Origin of the sequence: Salipaludibacillus agaradhaerens (assembly GCF_002019735.1) — a bacterium.
Classification (GTDB): domain Bacteria; phylum Bacillota; class Bacilli; order Bacillales; family Salisediminibacteriaceae; genus Salipaludibacillus; species Salipaludibacillus agaradhaerens.
The window spans coordinates 3,528,528-3,550,275 of sequence record NZ_KV917378.1; the positions used below are offsets into that span (position 1 = coordinate 3,528,528).

Consider the following 21,748-nt stretch of genomic DNA (forward strand, 5'->3'; position numbering starts at 1 on the left):
ACATTGTAGCATCATAGCCAGTTACTTTATAATGAGGCATATTATACCTAAAAACTCGGCACTTTTATCACTGATAACCGTCTGTAAAACCCCCAGCTCAAAATAAAGAGGAGAGCTAAAGCTATTTATGCGAGAGGTAGCGGACGCTAATATCCTGATTCACCTAACTACGAATCAGTGGGAGAAGAGCGAAAACTCCCACTGATTGAAAGTTCGTTTTATGAAGTGCCATTCTATAGGGAAAGGAAGAACATGCCGTGAAACATAAAAAACGCATTATTTTAGGGGCTATACTCCTTATGTTATTACTGTTAGGGGGAGTGATCTGGATGAACAATGGTTTCGGTGACTGGTCAGAGAGAAATCGAGAAGAAATTGAAGAGAATGTAAAAAGATATGTGGCAAGGTACAAGTTAGATCCTGATAAAGTGGAAATTGTTACGATAGGTAATCCACGGAAATACCCCACTGGTGAAGAGGAATTTAGAGTTTATTTTCGATACTATGGCGACCCGTATTTTGCAATGGATATTAAAGGAAACCCAGATACACTGTCTATTATCGACCGAAATGAACGTATAGTATCAAGAGTTTTTAATGAGCTCTATTTACATGCTCGTTATGACGAATTAGCACCGACAATAGATTATCTTCATTCGCTCAATATAGAAGATCCACTGAGGCCTAAGGAAGAGAAAATTCAGTTTTTTCAAACAAATGTAGGAATTGATCCCCAAATTAATGAGGAGGTTAGAGAAGCGTATAAAAGCGGTGATGATTTGGAAGAAATAAACAATTATATTGAAACAAATCTAGATAAGCTTAAACGGTTAGATTCAGATATAGATATTATTGGAAATAAAGAAGGATTAGATGAAGTCGAAGCATCAGCTATTGAAGCAGAATTAAAAGCCTTGCTTCCTCGTTCTACGTATTATGTACAAATTGGTGTGAAAGACTTGTCTACTGGCGAGAGTCAAGGATTATATGAAACGCTAAGAGTTCCGTGAGGGGGATAAAACATGAACTTGCAAGGCGATACTTATGTAAGGAATGAGTCATTTTCAGAAGCGGAGCATCAGCTTATTGGCATGAAAATAAGCTATGAAGCAGAAGAAATTGCAAGTGAGATTGAGCTGTTAGGAGAAGAGGAAATCGAAAGGAGAATGTTACTAGAATATCAAGAGGTATTAAACGATAGGTCAATTCGATTTGTTAACGATGTTCCTCAATACTTAAACACAACAGTGGAAGTTGAAAGTTATCTTGTGGAGGGGGCGCCGATAAAGGAACTTGAAGCAGGTAACCACATAAATGCGATCACAAAAGGTGACCCATCTAACCCAGAGGAAATTGTCGTTGTTATACCTGGGACAACATTTTCTGATTTTGCTGATGTGGAGCAAACATTTGTTAGGACTAGAAATAGATTTTTTAATTATAGTGAAGAAGCCATTGAATATGTTGGACAGTTAAGAGAAAAATATCCAGATGCAAAAATAACCGTGGATGGACACTCACTGGCTGGAAAGATTGCCATGCAAATTGGTATGACCTATCCTGATGTAGAGGTTAATGCGTATAATCCAACAGGTCTTGATAGTGAGTTCCGAAAAATGCTTAAGGAAAATAGGCATTATGATAATATTAATGTTCTTATTTATGATGATGAGATCGCTGGAATATGGCGGTCATACCTGTATATACTGCATGATGAGCCAGGAATGAGTATGGAAGGCTTACCATTTAATGTTCATCAAATGACAGTTAAAGACCTTAATGAGATGGCTCAAACTCTTCCAGATTGGATACATGATCAAAATTTTGACAAAATGAGTAGGTTGAATTTATTAACAAAACATTCCAACGGTGGGTTTAGAGCTTTAAATGGCTCGTTAATTGATGTGTTCAATTTAAATGAGCTGTCTTTTACGAGAGGTTACTTGGGTGCTTCCGATATTGTTTTCGATAAGGGGCGCTATTTAGAACTTGTAAGTTTGTTAAGAAACGAGTTTCTTCCAAATTTAACGAAAGCCATGTCTTTACATGAACAGGTAGAAGAAGATGCAGAGTCAAGTTTAAAAGGTGTGTTTGAGCAGGCGGAGAGTGAATTAAATCAAATTAATGTGGAAATTGGTTCGTACGGTGATCCGCGCCAAGGACGGTTAAACACGTTTAAAGAGGATTATTTCTCACAAGGAAAATACAGATGCTATGATGCAGGCAGCTTAGAAGCAGTAATGGCTAAAAATAACCGAGTGAGGCAAAAAATGCAACAAATGGCGATGACATTAGAAGCGGCAGCGGAGAAATTTGATTGGGAAGATGAGCTAATAGCTGGAAAATTGAATAAAAGAGGATGAGTACAGGAATGGGGCGACATAGTTATGATTATGGTAATAAAAGTATTAGAAATGATGACGATTTCCACCTCTATTCAAAAATAAGTTATGAAATTGATGATGTTCTTAAGCGGGCTAAGAGGAATGCAGAAAGTGAGAGTCAGGCTATCAAAGACAATGACAAAGTCAATCAAGATGTGACGACGCAAATGTATTTAATAGAGATTATGCTCGATTCCATGCTAATCCACTTAGGCTATCATTTAAAAGGGGAAATAGCTGAAGCGGTCATAACTGAGTTTATCCAATTAAGAAAGGAAATCTATGAGTACAACGAAGAGTGGATCGCGTTTCGTAAAACATTTATTTAAATTATAAAGGTCTTATATATAACTCTTTTTCTCAAAGACAGCTGATATGGCTGTCTATTTATTTGTTATGTTGACTCAGCCGTCACGTTTTTAGAGCTTTCATTCTTTATTACTGGATGGGTTATGTCTGATAAACTAAACGTAACACAGATTTTTTTGAGGTGAGATATTATGACTGCCAAATTAACGGAAGCCCAACAGACGTTTTTAAAAATGTATGATGACTTATTAAACGCAGTGGAAAAAGCCGTGACGTATGTAAGTGAATGTTATAAGAATAATGATTGTGATATTGGTGATCGGTTGCTGAAAGGTGTCACGAGCGGTCTGTTACCTTATGATGAGGAAAACATGACAATACAATCTATTTTTCATGACGATAAAGAGGCTTTAAAGGCGTTAAATACGTTTCAATCAGCGGTCCAGTCAGCTGTCAATGTGGATGAAATGTTTACAGGGGCAGAAGAACGACTAAGGTTTTTGCACGAGTCACTGTTACGACAGCAAAAAGAATGGCAGACGTTTGTTAAAAAAAAGATGTCATAGCTTTTCAATGTAGAAGTTGTCACTTGAGTGTCGTTAACCTTTGGGTTATCTAGCCCCCCCCACCTCAATGCATCGTGTAGATGGAAACTTTTAAGAGACGCCACCTGATTTCTCGGGGTTTTAGCTTGCTGAAGCGAGTTCACTATCCGTTTAAAAGTAAGGTGTGCTCCTTTAACAATGAAGCACACCTTATGTGATCGTGCTAATTCTATCTTAAAGTAACGTTATCAACGTATAGAGCAGTTTGACCACTGCTATTATCTGCCGCTGAAAATTGCACGCCTATTTCCCTAACATGATGACTATTTTCGATGTTGTTTAAATCAAAAGATAACGTTGTTCCTGAGTTGGAGCTATTGATACGTGTAAAAGGACCGCTATGCCATGTATAATCAGAGCCCGTTTTCACGTAAAGTCTTGCATTCATGCCATTACCGGGATTTCCCCAATTGGCATGGCGAACGGTTGCGTTGAGCTGAGAGTATCCGTGTAGATTACGACTTTGTTCACTATACAGTTCATGTGAAGAATTTGAGGTTAAATTTACATCGGCTTTTAAAGAGTAGTTACCTGAAGCACCCCATTCTGTTACGGACCAAGGGCCACCGGTCACGTTGCTTCCATGCCACCCTTGTGTGCTTCCTTCAAAGTCATACAAGGTAGTAGCAGTTGGCGGTTCAGGGTGACCACCGTTATCATCTGTAAATACGGTGGATGGTTTGGAGGTTTCCTGTAAGCCATCGGCCCCGTGGACAATTCTATTCCCCCAATCAGTTAAATGTTGACCAGCCCAGTCTTCTGAAAGGTCTAAATAGTCCCATTCGGTACTGTTGCCTTTCCAAGACCAAGCGAGCCACCCTGTGCCAGTTTCTTCAGAATAACTAAGGATTGTATCTTCATCAACATCACCATCAGTATGTCTATGACCGAATTCACCTATTACGAGAGCAAGGTCTTGATCTATGACTCTATCAATATTTGATCTAACAGTGTTAGCATCACCACCAGCATACTCATACATATGGATGGAGAACATCGTATTTTTTAACGGATCTGCATTAAACACATCTTGTCCGTAATCATGAATAGATTGCGGATATTGCCCCCATCCTGCTGCATCAACCATTAAGGTGTGTGTTAAGCCGGCATCGCGAAGCTTCGGAATGACATCAATATAGCCATCGGCCCAAGCTGAGCCATCCCAACTCCCATACCACTCGTTTGCAATGTTAATAATAACCGTATCTTCTTTACCGATAAGCGCATCTTTCATTTCTATCCAATAATCAACGGCTCGATTTAAATCACTGCGCGAATCGCGACCCGTGGCATCATGAACTTCAACGACAGCCACCATTTTATTTTGCTCCGCAAGCTCAATGACTTCACGAATGGTGTCAATGTCGTCTTTTTCCCATTGACCGCCATCTGATAAAACAATACGAATCGTGTTGGCGCCTTGCTCTGCAATGGCAGGAATAGCTGTTGAAGCGGTGTCTTTATACCAAGCATGTCCATGGTTAATACCTCTCATGACAAATGGCTGCCCATTTGCGTCATATAACGTATTGCCATCAACATAAAAGCCTGTACTTGCTGCTGATGGGGACGTTGTAATCCCCATTATTCCCACACTTATTATAAGTGTGCAAATAATTAAATGATAAATCTGTGATAACTTTTTTTTCATGTTATTACTCCTCCTTGTGGGTTATTTATATTATCTGAGTGGCAAGTCACATCCTCCTTTCGGGCCGTTTTTCAGATAATTAAAAGTTGATGAGGGGCAAGTAACCACGTTTTTTGATCTTTAAAAAGTAAAGTATTATCTTAAAGTTAATTTAGGTAATCGATAAAGTCAATTACTTGATTGATTATTAATATTAAAAACTTAATAGTAAGCTTAAATATAGATAATGTCATAATGTTTTATGGAAATGAGTAGATTGTTTTACGGACTTTAAGATTATTCATTTTTTAGGTAAACTATTGTGAAAAGGATTGTTTTTATAAATGTTAACTAGAAAGGAGTAAATTAACGTGCCGACAATTGACTTACCTTTATCCGAACTAAAAGTATACAAAGGGACTAATCCAAAACCGGTTGATTTTGATGACTATTGGGAACGTGGGCTTAGTGAAATGCGTGCGGTCGATCCGCAAGTTCATTTTAAGAAAAGTGACTTTCAAGTTCCTTTTGCCACTTGCTATGACATGTATTTTACGGGTGTTAAAGGGGCGCGTATTCATGTGAAATATGTGAAGCCAGTGTCTGTGTCTGACCCTGCGCCAGCTGTGCTCATGTTTCACGGTTACAGTATGAACGCTGGGGATTGGAGCAGTAAATTGGCTTATGCGGCGTTAGGTCATGCCGTATTTGCAATGGATGTCAGAGGACAAGGGGGGGAATCAGAGGATGTTGGCGGTGTTAAAGGGAATACATTAAAAGGTCATATTATAAGAGGGTTGGATGACGATAAAGATAACTTATTCTTTCGGGATGTTTATCTCGATTGTGCCCAATTAGCCCAAATAGTAATTGGAATGGACGAGATTGATGGAGCCAATGTATCGGCTACAGGCTGGTCACAAGGTGGTGCTTTAACGTTAGTATGTGCCTCATTGGAGCCGCGAATAAAAAAAGCAGCGGCTGTTTATCCTTTTTTAAGTGATTTTAAACGTGTGTGGGAATTAGATCTAGCGATTGATGCGTATGAGGATATTAAACATTATTTTCGACGTTTTGATCCACAGCATAAGCGTGTCGAAGAGGTCTTTACGACTCTTGGATATATCGACATTCAGCACCTAGCCGAAAGGATTCAAGCAAAAACGCTCATGGCAACCGGATTGATGGATACCATTTGTCCCCCTTCAACACAGTTTGCAGCATTTAATCGCATTAAGTCAGAAAAACAATTAGAAATCTACCCAGACTTTTCACATGAAAATTTGCCGGGTCTTCACGATATAATCATGCAATATTTACGTTCATAATTGGAAAGCCACGATGCTGTTTCAAAAGTCTAAGCTTTTGAAACAGCTTTTTTCATGACTTGTGCCGTCGTCATAGACTTACATTAGCTGTGTCCCCCTTTTTGAATGCATGAGAGCCGACTTTAGTATTCAATAATACCAATTTTAAGGTGATTAAAGATTGACAAGTAAGCGTTATCACTATATGATTATTTTATAACTTAAACGATAAAGTAATTTACAGGAGGTAATAAATTGATGTAAGGAGGTGAAAGAATTGGAGAAGCAAAGAAAGTTAGATGAATTGTCGCAAGAGCTTAAAAATGAATTAGTGGCTAATATTCTCCCTTATTGGGTAACACATGTGATGGATAAAACAAACGGCGGATTTTACGGGTATCTCACGACTCATAATAAAGTAGACGAGAAGGCACCTAAGGGGGGCATTCTTAACTCAAGAATTCTTTGGACCTTTTCAAAGGCCTATCATGTATTTGGTAATCGTCACTACTTAGAGACTGCGAATCATGCTTATGTCTATTTAAGAGACTTCTTTTTAGATAAGGAAGATGGTGGTGTTTATTGGATGGTGGATCATAAAGGGAAACCTCAAGAAACACGAAAGCACATATACAACCAATCCTTCGCTATCTATGCGTTAGCTGAGTATTTCAAAATAACATGCCATGAAGAAAGTCTTCAAATAGCAAAAGACATCTTTTATTTAATAGAGAAATACGGTTACGATAGGCCGTATAAAGGCTATTTGGAAGCGTTTACTAAAGAGTGGAAGATGGAGCAAGATCCTCGTTTAAGTGAAAGTGATATGGAGGCAGAAAAATCTATGAATACACACCTTCATATTTTAGAAGCCTATACGAATCTATTTAAGGTGTGGAAAAGTCCTCAACTAAAGGAGCGGATCACTGAGCTGATCGATGTGATGCTAAAACACATCGTTGGCCCGACTGATCAATTCACGCTATTTTTTGATCGACAGTGGCACGGAATGGCAAATATTATATCTTATGGACATGATATTGAAGGCAGCTGGTTGTTATATGAAGCTGCAGAAGTTCTAGGAGATGAAAAGCGACTTGAAAAAGTAAGAAGAACATCGATTGATATGGCAGAAAAAGTAGCGATAGAGGGTTTTTCTGAAAGCGGAGGATTAATAAATGAACGTGAAGGCGACGATGTGGATGAAGAAAAAGTATGGTGGGTGCAGGCAGAAGGGATGGTAGGCTTCTTTAATGCCTATCAATTAACGTTAAGTAACGATTATTTAGAAGCGGTCTATAAGTTATGGCGATTCACTAAACAGCATATGGTCGATAAGCACTATGGTGAATGGTATTGGAAATTAGATGAGCAAAACAATGCCTATCTTGATAGACCTAAAGTAGAGCCTTGGAAGTGCCCTTACCATAATTCCCGATGTTGCTTTGAATTAATAGAGCGTATCGATCGTTGTAAATCTTAACTTGAGAAAGGACATTTTTCGATGGACTATATTAAAGGTATGACGTGGGGCTGGATAGGAAATAGCGAGGATTGGCGTTCAAACGAGGCAGAACGTTCTATGGAAGAAATGACAAACTTAGCAATTAACTGGACAGCAATTGCTTTTCAAGGTTTACAAGAGACGGCTCATTCACCGGACATAACATTTGCAGAGCCACCAATGGTCACAGATGAGAACGTACGGTGGGCAATTGCCAAAGCGAAAAGTCTTGGTCTAAGCGTCATCTTAAAGCCTATTGTTAATGTAAGAGACGGAACGTGGCGAGCGCATATTAATTTTTTTGATAAGGATGTCCCTTGTGAACCTACATGGTCACAGTGGTTTAAAAGCTATGAGTCTTTCATGTTACATTATGCCAAATTAGCAGAGGATACAGGATGTGAGATGCTTTGTGTTGGCTGTGAAATGGTACAGACAGAAAGGAGAGAAAAAGAATGGCGGGATTTAATTCAAAAAGTCCGCCAAGTGTATTCTGGCATCATCACGTATAACTGTGACAAATATCAAGAAGACGAAGTGACCTGGTGGGACGCAGTTGACGTGATGTCTTCTAGTGGTTATTACCCGATAGGGTCTTGGGAACATCATAAATCGCGCATAAAAAAAATTGTGGAGTCGTGGCAAAAACCGTTCTTCTTCATGGAAGCAGGGTGTCCTAGCCGTCTCGAATCTGGTTCTGTTCCTAACGATTGGAATAAGAATCGAGGGCAAATCGATATGGACGAACAAAGAGTGTTTTATGAAGAGATGTTTAAATTCTTTCATGGGCAAAAGTGGTTTTATGGATTTATGTTATGGGATTGGCCAGCTAATCTTTATCGTCTTGAGGATGCAAGTGAAAATGATGACTACTGTGTTTACGGAAAGCCTGCGGCTGAGGTCATTAAATCATTTTTTACCTCAAATAAAATAGCTAAGAGATAGAAAACACGGCTAGTCATTGGCAACTTGATATAAAACGACGCTTCGACATGATAAAAAGGTGTTTACATGGAGGGGAAAAGAATGGCTCAATCCGTTTATCAAAAGTCTACAAAATTCTCCAAGTTATTGTCCTCTAGAAATTTTAATTATAAAAAACAAAAAATGCTAATTATTGTTTTGTTTTCACTTATTCCTGTGACATTACTATTAACATTTTCTTACTTACCTTTAGTTAATATGATCATTTATAGCTTCCATAACTGGAACGGGATTAGTCCGAACAAAGAGTGGGTCGGTTTTCACAACTATGTCCTCATGTTTACGAGACCAGAATATTTTGCTGTATTTGTCGTCAGTTTATATTACTTTTTTGCCACCTTTATTCAGATGGGCCTCGCGTTATATTTTGCAACGGTTTTGAGTTTTAATGTCAGGTTCAAAAATTTTTTCAAAGGCGTTATATTTTTCCCTTATTTATTGAATGGCGTCGCCATTGGTTTTATTTTTCTATTTTTCTTTCGACCAGAAGGGACGCTAGATTCATTACTTAGTTTGATAGGTTTAGGGGAATATACACAACTTTGGCTTGGAAATCCTGATCTTATCAATATATCATTAGCAGGAACTTCCGTGTGGCGTTACATGGGGTTTAATTTCATCATTTTTCTCGGGGCCATTTCGTCAATTTCAAAAGAGATATATGAAGCAGCAGATATTGATGGTGCAAATAGTTGGCAAAAATTTAGATTCATTATTCTACCTAGTATTAAGAGAATTGTCGAGCTTAATCTAATACTTGCGATTAGTGGTGCTATCGGTGTGTTTGAAATTCCATTTATTATGACAGGTGGTGCTAATGGCAGTACGACATTTGTGATCCAAACGATGACAACAGCATTTGAATATAACCGTATTGGACTTGCATCAGCCATGGCGGTTGTCCTGTTAATTATCATCATTATCGTGACGTTGGTACAACGATTACTGCTAAGAGACAAGGAGGCGTGACAATGAAATATTTTTGGGCAGTTATGAAGTATTTGTCACTCATAATTGGTGTGTTAATTACTGCAATACCCATCATTGTCGTCCTTTTTGCCTCTTTTAAAACACGGGAAGAATATGCCACAACAGGACCGCTTTCTCCACCAGAAAGTTGGATGAATGTTGAAAACTATGTCCGTGCGTTTACTGAAGGTAATATGCTTCTTGGTTTTGCAAATACAGCATTTATGCTCGTTGTTTCCGTCTTTTTTGCGATTCTTTTTGGCGCAATGATTGCTTATATCTTAAGCCGCTTTAAATTTCGCGGGAGTAAAGTGTTACTAGGTTTGTTTTTACTGGCTACTTTAATCCCAGCGGTGACAACACAAGTTGCCACGTTTCAAATTATTAGTGGATTAGGTTTGTTTAATACGAGGTGGTCTGCCATCGTCCTTTTTATGAGCACAGATATTATCGCGGTATATATTTTCTTGCAATTCCTAGATAGAGTTTCAATATCGCTAGATGAGTCAGCAATGTTAGATGGTGCTTCGTATTTTACTATCTTTAGAAAAATTATTTTACCGCAACTAAAACCTGCCATGGCAACGGTCTTAATCATTCGTGGCGTCACGATTTACAACGACTTTTATATTCCATTTTTATATATGCCACGCCCAGATCTGCAAGTTGTTTCAACAGCCTTATTCCGTTTTCAAGGCCCATATGGGTCACAATGGGAAGTAATTTGTGCAGGCGTTATCATCGTCATTATCCCGACTCTGATTGTGTTTGTTTTGTTACAAAAATATATATATAACGGATTTACTGAAGGATCAGTGAAATAGCTAAAGACTCTTATAAAATGAATAGCATTGATTAGTAGAGAGGACAAGATATGGCGTAATTATTTGTGAAGGAGATGACATATGGATGGGATATGAAAAGAGGAGCCTACCAATCGCATTGTCATTTTAGCACAAATAAGCGTTCGTAAAACTCCCGGATCAAAATTGAAAGGAGAGCTACCTCTATTTAATCGGGAGTTAACGGACACTAATATCCTGATTATCTCAACTACAACTGATTGAACGTTCATTTTATGGGAAAAAGGAAGAAATTGTTTTGCGTAAGTGGTATCACCATGGAGAAATGAAGTGTAAGAGAAACTAATCAATTTTATTTGTTTGGAGGAGAAGGCATGACTTTAAAACCAAAACGATATGCTGAAGGATTGGCTAAAACTCCCCCGATGGGATGGAACTCATTTAATACTTTCGGGTGTGAACCAACGGAAGAGTTGATAAAACAGAGTGCAGATGTCATGGTAAAATCAGGTCTTTTAGAAGCAGGATACCGCTATATCAACATTGATGACGGGTGGATGGCAGACGAGAGAGATAGTGCTGGTAATCTAGTTCCTGATCCTCAAAAATTTCCGAACGGCATGAAACCCGTCACTGATTATATCCATGAAAAAGGACTTTTAGCAGGCACCTATTTAGGCTGTGGCCAAAAAACATACGGAGAAAAACCAGGAAGCTTAGGATATGAAGAAAGAGATGCACAATTAATTGCTGATCAAGGGTTTGATTTACTGAAGTATGATTACCGTGAACTCCCAGGTGATCCAATAGGAAGAGGGGTGAAAGAAGATTACGTGACGATGAGGAACGCCTTGATGAAAACTGGTAGTGACATGGTCTTCAGTATTTGTGAACATGGGAAGTCACATCCAGAAACGTGGGCTCAGGAAATTGGTCATATGTGGCGTACAACGCCAGATATTAAAGACAGCTTTGATGAGGATATAAACTGGGGCTGGTCAATTAATCATATTATAGATGAGACCCATGCACTTCATCACTACGCAGGGCCAGGTGGTTGGAACGATCCAGATATGTTAGTCGTGGGGATTAATGGATTAAACGATTGGCTTGGACCCGGCTGTACGTATAATGAATATAAATCACATTTTAGCTTGTGGTGTCTCCTCGCAGCCCCTCTCCTTATTGGTTGTGATATTCGAAAAATGAGTGAGGAAACCAAAACGATTTTACTAAATAAAGAGATGATTGCCATTAATCAAGATCCATTAGGTATACAAGGTCGTCTTCTTAAAAAAGAACATGGGATTGATTATTGGGTAAAACCTCTTGCGAATAATGACATAGCTATTGGCTTGCTAAATCGCTTTAATGAGCCTAAAGAGGCTGTTCTTAGCCTGAGTGATCTCCTCGAAGACGGAAACTATTTAATGAAAGATGTATGGACAAATGAACGGAAGGAGCTACAGTCAGAATGGATAAGTAAAACATTGAAGAGCCATGAATGTGCGGTTTTTAGACTTATCTCTAAAGAAAAATAGAAAGTTTATTAGATTGAACAATGGCCCGTGTGGTGATAATACGGGTCATTTTTTGCATGTCTTTATAAGAATATTTATAGTGATTAATTGCATCACCTTCATAGTAACATGCTCCTGGAAATTCTACCTTATCCATGGAGCTCCCGTTACAAAAAGCACATTTTCTGAGAGTTACTGGTTTATTACCTCTATCACTTACTGTTACTATTTCAACTTAATACCTATCTAACTTACATCGCAAACGATCCTCCCTCTCTTTATTATTCTCACACCCGTTGACAAGAAAGCGATTACATATTAACCTTAAGTTATTATTACTTTAACGATTAACTAAAAAAGAAGGAGGAAAGAAAATGAACAAAAAATTGGGGCTGGTTTCAGGATTAAGTATGCTTTTAGTTTTTTTAGCTGCGTGTGGAGATGAGAATACTGGTGGTAATAATGACGGAATAGTGAAGGATGAAGAAGCGAATAATGGTGAAGTGGCTGGAGATATAACCGTATTAATTCATCGAACAGACATCGTAGATACTGCTTTTATGGAATATAAAGAGCGTTTTAATGAAACCTATCCAGATGTTACTGTCACGTTCGAAGCTATTACCGATTATGAAGGTCAAGTTAGTACTCGTATGAATACAGATGATTATGGGGATGTACTCATGATTCCTGATAATGTACCAATCGAAGATGCGCCTCATTTTTTTAGACCACTGGGAAATACAGAAGAGTTAAATGAGATATATTTATTCGCAGATGAATTTGCATATGAAGGTAGAACGTACGGCCTTCCTATTACGATTAACTCTGATGGCATTCTCTACAATCAAGCTGTTTTCGAAGAAGCAGAGATTGATAGTATACCAGCAACACCCGAAGAATTTATATCTGCCCTGCAAATGATTAAAGATAACACTGACGCCATTCCACTTTATACAAATTACGGTGACAGTTGGCCATTAGACCAATGGGAGACGAACCGGCTTGCCATTGCTGGGGATGAACAGTTTACCAATGACCTTCCACATAATAAAACACCTTTTGCGGAAGGAGAACCACACTATATTCTTTATAACCTCATGTATGAAGTCGCTAATCAGGGACTTATCGAAGGTGACCCCCTCACCACGGACTGGGAACTTTCTAAACAAATGCTTGCAGATGGCGATGTTGCAACTATGATTCTCGGCTCATGGTCATATGCTCAAGTAGAAGAATTAGCAGAGAACCCTGAAGACATTCAATTTATGCCATTCCCTTACACTCATGAGGATGGAACCGTCTATGCGACGGTGGGACCGGATTTTAATATTGGTATTAATGCTAATACAGATTATCCTGCAGCAGCGGAAGCATGGGTTAAATTTTTCCTAGATGAATCAGGCTATTGGGAAGATGAAGGTGGTATTTCACCTAAAGTAAGTGATGAATTCCCTGATTTCTTGGAAGCATATGAAGAATTAGGAGTAGAATTCATTTCTAATGCACCTGCTCGTGACGGGGAACAGGGCTTGGCAGATCGCGTGGATAGTTCGGGGGAAGTGGGTTTATGGAATTCAAGGTTTAAAGAGCAAATTATCGAAGCGGGCATTGGCAACCGCGATGAATCATTCGATGATATTATGAACCAACTTAACGAAAGATGGCAAGATGGTCGAAGCCTTGAAGGTATAGAATAAGTGTCGATTTAAACTTAAACAATAACTTTGTTCTTTTTGCGGCTCCACAAGGTAAACGACTTCTCATTCATGTTATTAAGATACAGAAGTTTCTAAATGGGGCCGCACTTTAATGAATAAAAGTAGGTATACAGGTGAGCACCTTTACTACAAAGGAAGGGTGGAATATATCGTTAGTAGAGTATTTCAGTAGTCAAGATAGAGTAATAGAAAAAGAAGAGGTGAACTAGATGATACATAATCACTATTATGGGATGTTAGAAAAACAAGAGAAACTGCTGTCCAAGCCAAATAAAGTTAATGATAAGTTTTATAATGGGATTTATGAAAAGTATAAAAATCCTGTACTTACAAGACATCATGTTCCTTTGCACTGGAGGTTCGATTTAAATAAAGAAACGAATCCGTATTTTATGGAACGTTTAGGTATTAATGCCACCTTTAATCCTGGAGCCATCTATTGGAATCATCGCTATTACTTAATCGTTAGGACAGAAGGGGTAGATCGAAAATCATTTTTTGCTCTAGCGGTAAGTGACACGGGCATTGATAATTTTAGATTCATAGACTCACCTTTAACATGGGAAAGTATAGATGAAGAAACGAATATGTATGATATGCGACTTGTTGAACATGAAGACGGCTGGATCTATGGAATTTATTGCTCAGAAAGTAAAGACCCATCAGCAAAGCCATTCGACACGTCAAGTGCCGTAGCCCAAGCTGGACTCGTGAGAACAAAAGATTTTAAAAAATGGGAGCGTCTGCCGAATATTAAAACGCCATCACCACAACAGAGAAATGTTGTCCTCCATCCAGAGTTTATTAATGGGAAATATGCATTATATACGCGACCACAAGATGGATTTATATCCACAGGAGCGGGAGGAGGAATTGCATTTGGCTTATGTGACTCACTAGAAAATCCTGTGATTGATCATGAAACAGTGATCGATGAGAAGGTGTATCATACGGTTTATGAAGTAAAAAATGGTCAAGGGCCAGCACCGATAAAGACACCTAAAGGCTGGATTCATATAGCTCATGGTGTGAGGAATACAGCTGCTGGATTACGGTATGTTCTCTACACATTCGCTACTCAACTGGATGCCCCGCATAAAATAATTGCCAAACCGGGAGGCCATTTCATCGCACCTTATGACGATGAAAGAACGGGGGATGTATCAAATGTGATTTTCTGCAATGGGGCTGTCTTGAATAAAAAGGGGGAAATCTTCATATACTATGCATCGAGTGATACGCGTATTCATATAGCCAAAACAACGATTGATAAGTTAACAGATTATACGTTTAACACGCCAGAAGACCCGTATAACTCGTTAGAGTGTGTGAGACAGCGAATAGATCTGATAGAAAAAAACCTACACTTACTTAAAGGAAAGTAGTATCATATTTATAGTATACCCTGTGTTGTGAGGAGGTGGCTTAGTTGCGGAACAATGTGACGATGAGGGATATTGCTGACAAAATTGGTGTGAGTAGTGTCACGGTCTCTAAAGCTTTAAATGATAAAGAAGGCGTGAGTGAAGAATTAAGAAAAAAAATCCAAAGTTTGGCTGAAGAATTAGGTTATAGATTTAATTCAACGGCTAAATCTATGAAGGAAGGCTTATCCTATAATATTGGGGTCATCATCCCGGAACACTTTATTGGGGAAACGAAATCCTTTTATTTAAGCTTTTATCAAGAGATTACCAAACACCTTGAAAGTTATCATTATTATGGGATTTTACAAACGCTCTCACAAGAAGATGAAATGAACCATGTCCTTCCTGGGACATACTACGAAAATAAAGTAGATGGCTTTATCATTCTTGGCCAGATTAGTAATGAGTATCTTAATGTGTTAAAAAATAATGGTATTCCACTTATTTGCCTGGACTTTTATACGGATCAAACTGAAGTTGATTGTATTATTACGGATAACTTCTATGGCACTTACGAAGTAACAAACCATTTAATCAAGATGGGACATAGAGAGATCGCATTCGTTGGAAATATTTATTTTACGAGCAGTATACAAGACCGCTATTTAGGCTATTATAAATCGTTACTTGAGCATCGTCTCCCCTTAAAAGAGCATTTTATCATAAATGACCGTGATGATAATGGGACGTTTATAGACATTCAGCTACCTAAAGAGAGACCGACAGCTTTCGTATGTAATTGCGATCAAGTGGCGTACAATGTCGTTAAAAAATTGCAACTTCTAGGTTACCGGGTACCTGAAGATTTTTCGGTAGTAGGCTTTGATAATGACATTTATTCGACGATTGCTTCACCACAACTTACGACGGTACAAGTAAACGTTCCGGAAATGTCTGAAGCTGCTGTAAGAAATATTATAGACAAAGTAAGGGATAATCAGAAAGCATCAGGAAGGGTATTAGTGAAAGGAAAAATTGTTCAAAGGGATTCAGTTGCTGATATCAATTCAAAATTGAAAAAATAAAACATGCGATAGATATGAAAACCAACAATTGACGATATAGCCATTGTTGGTTTTTTTGTATGTGATTAGAAAAGGGTGAGTGGGCGGAGATAGCGTCGAAACTAAGTTGATTTTAAGTGCAATCTAGTTCAGATCGAAGTAAAAGTGAAGCTTGAAACTGATATATACAGAAAAGAAAATTGACATGAAAGCGCTTCTAAGGTATCTTTATATTATAACCTTAACGATAAACTAAAAATTAGCTATTGGCTAAAAAGTAGAGGAGTTTGATGAATGACAGTTAAATTAATTGGGGAACAGCTAACAAACATACCCTGGGAAGACAAGCCAGAGGGACTGACAATGCCAGTTTGGCGTCATACGACCAATCCTGTAATTAAACGTAATCCTGCGAAAGGGATTGCTAGAATATTTAATAGTGCCGTCATCCCTTACGATAATAAATTTCTTGGTGTATTTAGGGCTGAAACAACAAATGGCAGACCTCATCTGCATTTAGGCTATAGTGATGACGCCTTAAATTGGGAAATCGACGAACAGAAAGTGACCTTTGTTGATGATGCTGGAGCTGAATTTCAACCGAGATATGCATATGATCCGAGACTCATTAAAGTTGATAATACCTACTATATTATTTGGTGTACGGATTTTTATGGTGCTTCTATCGGCATGGCAAAAACGCACGACTTTAAGACATTTATAAGAGTTGAAAATCCATTTCTACCATTTAATCGTAATGGCGTACTATTTCCAAGAAAGATTAATGGTAATTATCTGTTATTATCACGTCCAAGTGATAGCGGTCATACGCCTTTTGGAGATATCTTTTTAAGTGAAAGTCCAGATTTAACGTATTGGGGGAAACATCGCCGTGTGATGGGAAAAGGTGGAGAAGGCTGGTGGCAAAATGTTAAAATTGGAGGCGGACCAGCGCCTATTGAAACATCTGAAGGATGGCTTATATTTTATCATGGGGTAACAGGCACTTGTAATGGCCTAGTATACAGTATGGGCGGCGCGATTCTTGATTTACACGAACCATCAAAGGTAAAGTACCGGTGTAAAACATTTTTGTTGACCCCTGAAACAGAGTATGAAGAAAGAGGCTTTGTCAATAATGTTATCTTCCCATGCGCTACATTGAGTGATGCACAAACAGGGCGTATTGCTATTTATTACGGGGCTGCAGACACTTATGTAGGGGTCGCTTATACAGAAGTAAATCAGGTAGTAGATTATATAAAAGAACACCATGAACAAGTGGAGGATGATCAAGAAATAGGGACAATGTAATAGAAAATAGGTGTATAGGCAGACTCTAAAAGTCTGCCTTTCTAAATGGGGCAAACAGATAAAAAAATAGGTATAAGGAGGAGGGGAAATGCTGTTTTTTGTACGTCTTTATAAATGTATGATGACGAGTCTATTATTCTGGTATTTTTTATTTAGGGGTATGGTTGTTTACAGTCTTCTCCCATCCTCCTATGCGTTAGTTAAAACAACAGCAGATATTACCCTTAAGCAAGACATTACAAAAGATGGGGATGATATTCCTATAGGAGACCTGTTTAAAGCCTATTATTCAGCATATGCTCATTTGAAATTACCTTCCTTTATGTTCACAAATATTTTTCTCGTGCTGTTTGCTTGTTTATATTTCATTAACCTTGAAGAAGGAACGACCGCCCTGTTGCTTACGATTGTACTAATTTACTTATTTTCCCTTTCTTTCATGATGTTCACTTATACAATTCACTTACTTGGACACAATCAGATGAATTTCTCTCATGTCCTTATCTATGCTTTTACGAGTTGTATTAAAAATATTGGTATTTCCGTTAGCCTAATTGCTATATTAGCCATATTTTATTATATCGGAACAGTTAACTTTATTTTGTTCCTAGTCAGTTTTCCATGCTCTTACGCTTTTACTATGAAAGCATTATTGACTAATGTCACTATCGGAAAAGCACCTGTAAACACTTAAATAAGATTTATGAGTACATTTTTATAACAAGGAATTTTTAATAGTCAAAATGAGATAGGCTATATCGGCAGTTCCATGCTAGAAATCAACAGCAGTGTACAGCAATTAAAAATGTGCATTTTGGCAATGAAGAATATGCGCGAATTAATAAAGTAGCACAAACCATGACTTTGGTTTGTGCTACTCATGCTCTTATTATAACGATTAGCGTTAAATAACGTTTTAAAAAGTCGATGGATTCTCAGGAAAGACTCTCACTTCTATATATGCTGGTTCTTTTGATGAATCTGAGGTATAAATTCCCTCGATGCCTAACCAAATTGATTCAAACTTTGTTATAACCATATCTTCTTCATAAGATGTTGTTTTATCTTTTCTATCTTTAGTAAGGTCTGCGTTTTTCAAAGTTATAATATCCAAGTTTAATAAGAGATATTATTTGAGGTGTAAATGGAAGTTTAAAACGTAATGTTTAATATCAGCCTTTAAAAAAGTTGAAGCGAATATTGTGTTTGAGGAAATATTACTTATATGAAGGAGGAGAAGAGAGTTTAAGAATCGTAAGCAAACGAAGCAATGTTAGTCAGCTATGACAATTAAGTTGATTGCCTATCTAGAACGGAACGTAAAAGAACATCCTCAGAATTGATAGATTCAGCATATTTCATTTCAAAATTAACTTTTAACTCTTGAATGCTGTCCTGTAGTCCTTTCAACAGCTCATCTTGCTCAAATAATTGTTCGTGAAGATCATCAAGATCATCTTGTTTGGCCATTTTTGCATCAATTTTAGCTAGTTTATGCATAATGTTTTTTATTAAATCTTTTTCTGTCATAGAACGGTCTCCTTATAAAAGTGTGATTAAGATAAAAATGAGTGATTATTATATTTAGGGAACTTTTGAATTTGGAGGATAAAACCAGTCATACATTTAATTAGAAGGGGATTCTTCTTCTGATGATGGGAGAGGTGGGCTAGGAATAGGAACTTTTTCATGACTAGGTGTACCATCAGTCATTTTTTTCATCTGCAAGAACGTGACATTTTCAGCCACCACATCTGGTACTGTAAGTCGTTTTTCTTTTTCTACTTCAAATGATCTCATCTGAATACGCCCATTAACAGAGACTAAAGAGCCTTTTGAACAGAAATCAGCTATTCTTTCTGCTACCTTGTTCCAGGAGATAAGCTGGACGAAGTCCGTGTCATATTGGCCTGCTTGATTTTTAAAATGTCGTCGAACTGCTAACGTAAAGCGTGTGTACGATATACCTTCTCTCGTAGTTTGTAGGGAGGGCTGTCTAGCTATTCGTCCAATAAGCGTAAATTGATTTAACATTTAATGAACCACTCCTTTATTTAACAAGTTATTTAATGAACCAATTTCATCAAACAAAATAGATCTGAAAAAACGACTCATACATGGATTTTCTGCTACAGACGAGCGCTTTCCCGAGGGATCTCCTTCAGATAAATGATGCGATAACAGCATTCGCATCATTGGATCTTAATTAGCTGATCCTCTGTGAGTCATCACCTTTCACTTCAGTCCTTTCTTCAAAAACAACAGTTGATATAAACAATTTAGAATTACTGGCTTATTGATGTTGTAAATACAATTGTGAAATTCATTCTAATTTTCGCCCCCTTTCTTAGAAATTAAAAGAAGAAGGAATCAAAATGCAATATTTAATACATAATGATTCCCCTTCGTTGTCATGCTTGTGTCCACAACCGCTGAGGATCTACACTTAAATATGATATAAATAATCCATGGAAACTAAGTATAGAGATAGTCCTTGAAGGAAGGAGGGATGTAGAGCACTTGAACCGCAGAAGAAGGTGTGGGTTCAATAGAGAGGATATTATTAGAACAAGTGAATATCAACTTGTTTAATAATTGTTGAGGATGATCGAAGATATAGATAGTAAGTTCCTTTTCATGAAAAAAATGTTATCTATAGTCGTATTTTATTGGAATATGTTAACATTATCAATAGGTATAAAGAACTAATAAAGTGATTGTATAAAAAAGTAAGTTTTAATAATTTCCAAATTTATTTAATAAAACATTTTAATAAAATTTGATTTGTAAGCGTAACCATAACTGATTTATCAAATTATCGAAATTTGTCAAAATAATCAGTAAAAAATAAATTGACGTTTTTAACTTCCATTGTTATATTGAAAATGAGGGGTATATACCCACAGATTTTTAACGAAGGGAATGTGTTAAGAATATGCAGGGAAAAGTAAAATGGTTTAATGCAGAAAAAGGTTTTGGATTCATTGAAAGAGAAGATGGAGACGATGTATTTGTACATTACTCTGCCATTGATCAGGAAGGATTCAAAACACTTGACGAAGGCCAAGAGGTACAATTTGAAATCGTAGAAGGTGCTCGTGGTCCTCAAGCTGCTAATGTTGTTAAAATATAATTCGCATCCCTGAGTTAGTTTTTATTCATATGACCGGTTTAAATGATCATTAGTTCATTTAAATATAGTGTTGAATAGATGGTTTAGGGAATGAAAGCGAAGAATTACCCGTTTTCCAAAAGGAAAGCGGGTTTTTCCTTCTCTATGCTATGTGAATAATTTCCAATGACATTGTAAATACTAAGCGCTAACGTACTTACCTAAAATGCATTGATGACATTTTTTGCTCAATAATATAACTGTTTTAAACTAGTAGGGAGAGGATATGAACATGTATGTGCACAAATTTCTTGGAATTTCGACTTCATTAGATAAAAAAGTACAAATTTTATTTAAGTTTTAGCAGGAATATAAAGAGGGAATGAAGAATATTACATACATAACCGATTAAGGAGGAGTTTGCTTATGAATTTTAATATTCGCGGTGAAAACCTGGAAATTACCTCATCTTTAAAGGAGTACGTTGAAAAGAAGGTAGGCAAACTTGAAAAGTACTTTGATACTATCCCCTCATCAGATGTACACGTGAAAATGAGTGTTCTCAATAGTGTTCAAAAAGTAGAGATCACTATTCCGATGCCAAAATTATTATTACGTGCTGAAGAAAAGCATACAGATATGTATGCAGCGATAGATCTAGTGATTGAAAAATTAGAAAGACAAATTAGAAAGCACAAAACAAAAGTAAATCGTAAATTTCGTGGTGACGACAGTTTAAAATATATGTTTAAAAATGAGTTAGAACCGTTAGCAGAGGAAGACCCTGCTAATGATGATGACATAGAAATTGTAAGAACTAAACGATTTGATCTTAAGCCTATGGATATTGAAGAAGCTGTCTTACAAATGGATATGTTAGGACATAACTTCTTCGTTTTTGCTAATGCAGTGAGTGGATTCACGAACGTTGTTTATAAGCGAAAAGATGGTCGTTACGGGCTTATTGAACCTGAGTAATCCCCTTTAATATTGAAAACTACAGAAACTGCTCCTCCATTATTAGAAACATTTAATAATTGGAGGAGCAGTTTTAAATTTTTTTCATATGTAATTTGTTATATTAGATAATTTTGAATCATTTCTTAAGAGACCATATAACGCACAAAAAAAGGCGTTCACACACGTAAAATGTGA

At 37.3% G+C, this 21,748-nt stretch carries 21 protein-coding genes; 17 read left to right on the forward strand and 4 right to left on the reverse strand.

What is annotated here, in order from left to right:
• The first annotated feature begins 257 nt into the window (after positions 1-257).
• From BK581_RS16180 to BK581_RS16195, 4 genes are all read left to right on the forward strand, one after another.
• Positions 258-1,010, forward strand: a complete 753-nt coding sequence (locus BK581_RS16180; protein ID WP_078579139.1) for a hypothetical protein — start codon at positions 258-260, stop codon at positions 1,008-1,010.
• A 12-nt stretch (positions 1,011-1,022) separates the two neighbouring features.
• The gene (locus BK581_RS16185; protein ID WP_078579140.1) at positions 1,023-2,363 is read left to right on the forward strand and encodes a hypothetical protein; all 1,341 of its coding nucleotides are present in this window, start codon (positions 1,023-1,025) and stop codon (positions 2,361-2,363) included.
• A gap of 8 nt (positions 2,364-2,371) precedes the next feature.
• Positions 2,372-2,713: a hypothetical protein gene (locus tag BK581_RS16190; protein WP_078579141.1), complete on the forward strand. Its 342-nt coding sequence runs from the start codon at positions 2,372-2,374 to the stop codon at positions 2,711-2,713.
• 171 nt (positions 2,714-2,884) lie between these two features.
• Positions 2,885-3,259: a hypothetical protein gene (locus tag BK581_RS16195; protein WP_078579142.1), complete on the forward strand. Its 375-nt coding sequence runs from the start codon at positions 2,885-2,887 to the stop codon at positions 3,257-3,259.
• Between the two features lie 208 nt (positions 3,260-3,467).
• Here BK581_RS16195 and BK581_RS16200 read toward each other — a convergent pair whose 3' ends face one another.
• Entirely contained in the window at positions 3,468-4,949 is a 1,482-nt protein-coding gene (locus tag BK581_RS16200) for a glycoside hydrolase family 5 protein (protein WP_078579143.1), read from the reverse strand.
• 350 nt (positions 4,950-5,299) lie between these two features.
• Here BK581_RS16200 and BK581_RS16205 point away from each other — a divergent pair, with 350 nt between their 5' ends.
• The 11 genes from BK581_RS16205 (at position 5,300) to BK581_RS16255 (ending at position 18,175) form a co-directional block, all read left to right on the forward strand.
• A complete protein-coding gene (locus BK581_RS16205) occupies positions 5,300-6,256 on the forward strand; it encodes an alpha/beta fold hydrolase (RefSeq protein ID WP_078579144.1) in 957 nt (318 codons plus the stop codon).
• 256 nt (positions 6,257-6,512) lie between these two features.
• Positions 6,513-7,718 carry an AGE family epimerase/isomerase gene (locus BK581_RS16210; protein WP_245829106.1) on the forward strand — a complete coding sequence of 402 codons (1,206 nt, stop codon included), beginning with the start codon at positions 6,513-6,515 and terminating at the stop codon, positions 7,716-7,718.
• Positions 7,719-7,739: 21 nt separating this feature from the next.
• Positions 7,740-8,684 carry a glycoside hydrolase family 113 gene (locus tag BK581_RS16215; protein ID WP_078579145.1) on the forward strand — a complete coding sequence of 315 codons (945 nt, stop codon included), beginning with the start codon at positions 7,740-7,742 and terminating at the stop codon, positions 8,682-8,684.
• A gap of 81 nt (positions 8,685-8,765) precedes the next feature.
• Positions 8,766-9,692, forward strand: a complete 927-nt coding sequence (locus tag BK581_RS16220; protein ID WP_078579146.1) for a carbohydrate ABC transporter permease — start codon at positions 8,766-8,768, stop codon at positions 9,690-9,692.
• A 2-nt stretch (positions 9,693-9,694) separates the two neighbouring features.
• On the forward strand, positions 9,695-10,516 hold the full coding sequence (locus tag BK581_RS16225) for a carbohydrate ABC transporter permease (RefSeq protein ID WP_078579147.1): 822 nt from the start codon (positions 9,695-9,697) through the stop codon (positions 10,514-10,516).
• Between the two features lie 353 nt (positions 10,517-10,869).
• A complete protein-coding gene (locus tag BK581_RS16230; RefSeq protein ID WP_078579148.1) occupies positions 10,870-12,036 on the forward strand; it encodes a glycoside hydrolase family 27 protein in 1,167 nt (388 codons plus the stop codon).
• Between the two features lie 353 nt (positions 12,037-12,389).
• The gene (locus BK581_RS16235; protein WP_078579149.1) at positions 12,390-13,715 is read left to right on the forward strand and encodes an ABC transporter substrate-binding protein; all 1,326 of its coding nucleotides are present in this window, start codon (positions 12,390-12,392) and stop codon (positions 13,713-13,715) included.
• 230 nt (positions 13,716-13,945) lie between these two features.
• Positions 13,946-15,121 (forward strand): glycoside hydrolase family 130 protein, encoded by a 1,176-nt coding sequence (locus BK581_RS16240; protein WP_078579150.1) that lies wholly within the window; start codon positions 13,946-13,948, stop codon positions 15,119-15,121.
• Positions 15,122-15,165: 44 nt separating this feature from the next.
• On the forward strand, positions 15,166-16,188 hold the full coding sequence (locus BK581_RS16245) for a substrate-binding domain-containing protein (RefSeq protein WP_078579151.1): 1,023 nt from the start codon (positions 15,166-15,168) through the stop codon (positions 16,186-16,188).
• Positions 16,189-16,461: 273 nt separating this feature from the next.
• Positions 16,462-17,481, forward strand: a complete 1,020-nt coding sequence (locus BK581_RS16250) for a glycoside hydrolase family 130 protein (RefSeq protein ID WP_078579152.1) — start codon at positions 16,462-16,464, stop codon at positions 17,479-17,481.
• Between the two features lie 88 nt (positions 17,482-17,569).
• The gene (locus tag BK581_RS16255; protein WP_078579153.1) at positions 17,570-18,175 is read left to right on the forward strand and encodes a hypothetical protein; all 606 of its coding nucleotides are present in this window, start codon (positions 17,570-17,572) and stop codon (positions 18,173-18,175) included.
• Between the two features lie 222 nt (positions 18,176-18,397).
• On the opposite strand, the gene BK581_RS16260 is transcribed toward BK581_RS16255, so the two are convergent.
• The 3 genes from BK581_RS16260 to BK581_RS16270 form a co-directional block, all read right to left on the reverse strand.
• Positions 18,398-18,580 carry a hypothetical protein gene (locus BK581_RS16260; protein ID WP_078579154.1) on the reverse strand — a complete coding sequence of 61 codons (183 nt, stop codon included), beginning with the start codon at positions 18,578-18,580 and terminating at the stop codon, positions 18,398-18,400.
• A 191-nt stretch (positions 18,581-18,771) separates the two neighbouring features.
• Positions 18,772-19,011, reverse strand: a complete 240-nt coding sequence (locus tag BK581_RS16265; protein WP_078579155.1) for a hypothetical protein — start codon at positions 19,009-19,011, stop codon at positions 18,772-18,774.
• A 96-nt stretch (positions 19,012-19,107) separates the two neighbouring features.
• Positions 19,108-19,515 carry a single-stranded DNA-binding protein gene (locus BK581_RS16270; RefSeq protein WP_078579156.1) on the reverse strand — a complete coding sequence of 136 codons (408 nt, stop codon included), beginning with the start codon at positions 19,513-19,515 and terminating at the stop codon, positions 19,108-19,110.
• A 901-nt stretch (positions 19,516-20,416) separates the two neighbouring features.
• Here BK581_RS16270 and BK581_RS16275 point away from each other — a divergent pair.
• Together BK581_RS16275 and hpf are read left to right on the forward strand one after the other, a co-directional pair.
• Positions 20,417-20,614 carry a cold shock domain-containing protein gene (locus BK581_RS16275; RefSeq protein WP_078579157.1) on the forward strand — a complete coding sequence of 66 codons (198 nt, stop codon included), beginning with the start codon at positions 20,417-20,419 and terminating at the stop codon, positions 20,612-20,614.
• A gap of 405 nt (positions 20,615-21,019) precedes the next feature.
• Positions 21,020-21,571 carry a ribosome hibernation-promoting factor, HPF/YfiA family gene (gene hpf, locus BK581_RS16280; RefSeq protein ID WP_078579158.1) on the forward strand — a complete coding sequence of 184 codons (552 nt, stop codon included), beginning with the start codon at positions 21,020-21,022 and terminating at the stop codon, positions 21,569-21,571.
• The last annotated feature ends 177 nt before the right edge of the window (positions 21,572-21,748 follow it).

Coding starts and splice junctions, on each gene's coding strand:
- BK581_RS16240 (WP_078579150.1), top strand. CDS start 13,946: ATGATACATAATCACTATTATGGGATGTTAGAAAAACAAGAGAAACTG.
- BK581_RS16215 (WP_078579145.1), top strand. CDS start 7,740: ATGGACTATATTAAAGGTATGACGTGGGGCTGGATAGGAAATAGCGAG.
- BK581_RS16255 (WP_078579153.1), top strand. CDS start 17,570: ATGCTGTTTTTTGTACGTCTTTATAAATGTATGATGACGAGTCTATTA.
- BK581_RS16275 (WP_078579157.1), top strand. CDS start 20,417: ATGCAGGGAAAAGTAAAATGGTTTAATGCAGAAAAAGGTTTTGGATTC.
- BK581_RS16200 (WP_078579143.1), bottom strand. CDS start 4,949: ATGAAAAAAAAGTTATCACAGATTTATCATTTAATTATTTGCACACTT.
- BK581_RS16185 (WP_078579140.1), top strand. CDS start 1,023: ATGAACTTGCAAGGCGATACTTATGTAAGGAATGAGTCATTTTCAGAA.
- BK581_RS16220 (WP_078579146.1), top strand. CDS start 8,766: ATGGCTCAATCCGTTTATCAAAAGTCTACAAAATTCTCCAAGTTATTG.
- BK581_RS16235 (WP_078579149.1), top strand. CDS start 12,390: ATGAACAAAAAATTGGGGCTGGTTTCAGGATTAAGTATGCTTTTAGTT.
- BK581_RS16190 (WP_078579141.1), top strand. CDS start 2,372: ATGGGGCGACATAGTTATGATTATGGTAATAAAAGTATTAGAAATGAT.
- BK581_RS16195 (WP_078579142.1), top strand. CDS start 2,885: ATGACTGCCAAATTAACGGAAGCCCAACAGACGTTTTTAAAAATGTAT.
- BK581_RS16265 (WP_078579155.1), bottom strand. CDS start 19,011: ATGACAGAAAAAGATTTAATAAAAAACATTATGCATAAACTAGCTAAA.
- BK581_RS16270 (WP_078579156.1), bottom strand. CDS start 19,515: ATGTTAAATCAATTTACGCTTATTGGACGAATAGCTAGACAGCCCTCC.
- BK581_RS16250 (WP_078579152.1), top strand. CDS start 16,462: ATGACAGTTAAATTAATTGGGGAACAGCTAACAAACATACCCTGGGAA.
- BK581_RS16230 (WP_078579148.1), top strand. CDS start 10,870: ATGACTTTAAAACCAAAACGATATGCTGAAGGATTGGCTAAAACTCCC.
- BK581_RS16225 (WP_078579147.1), top strand. CDS start 9,695: ATGAAATATTTTTGGGCAGTTATGAAGTATTTGTCACTCATAATTGGT.
- hpf (WP_078579158.1), top strand. CDS start 21,020: ATGAATTTTAATATTCGCGGTGAAAACCTGGAAATTACCTCATCTTTA.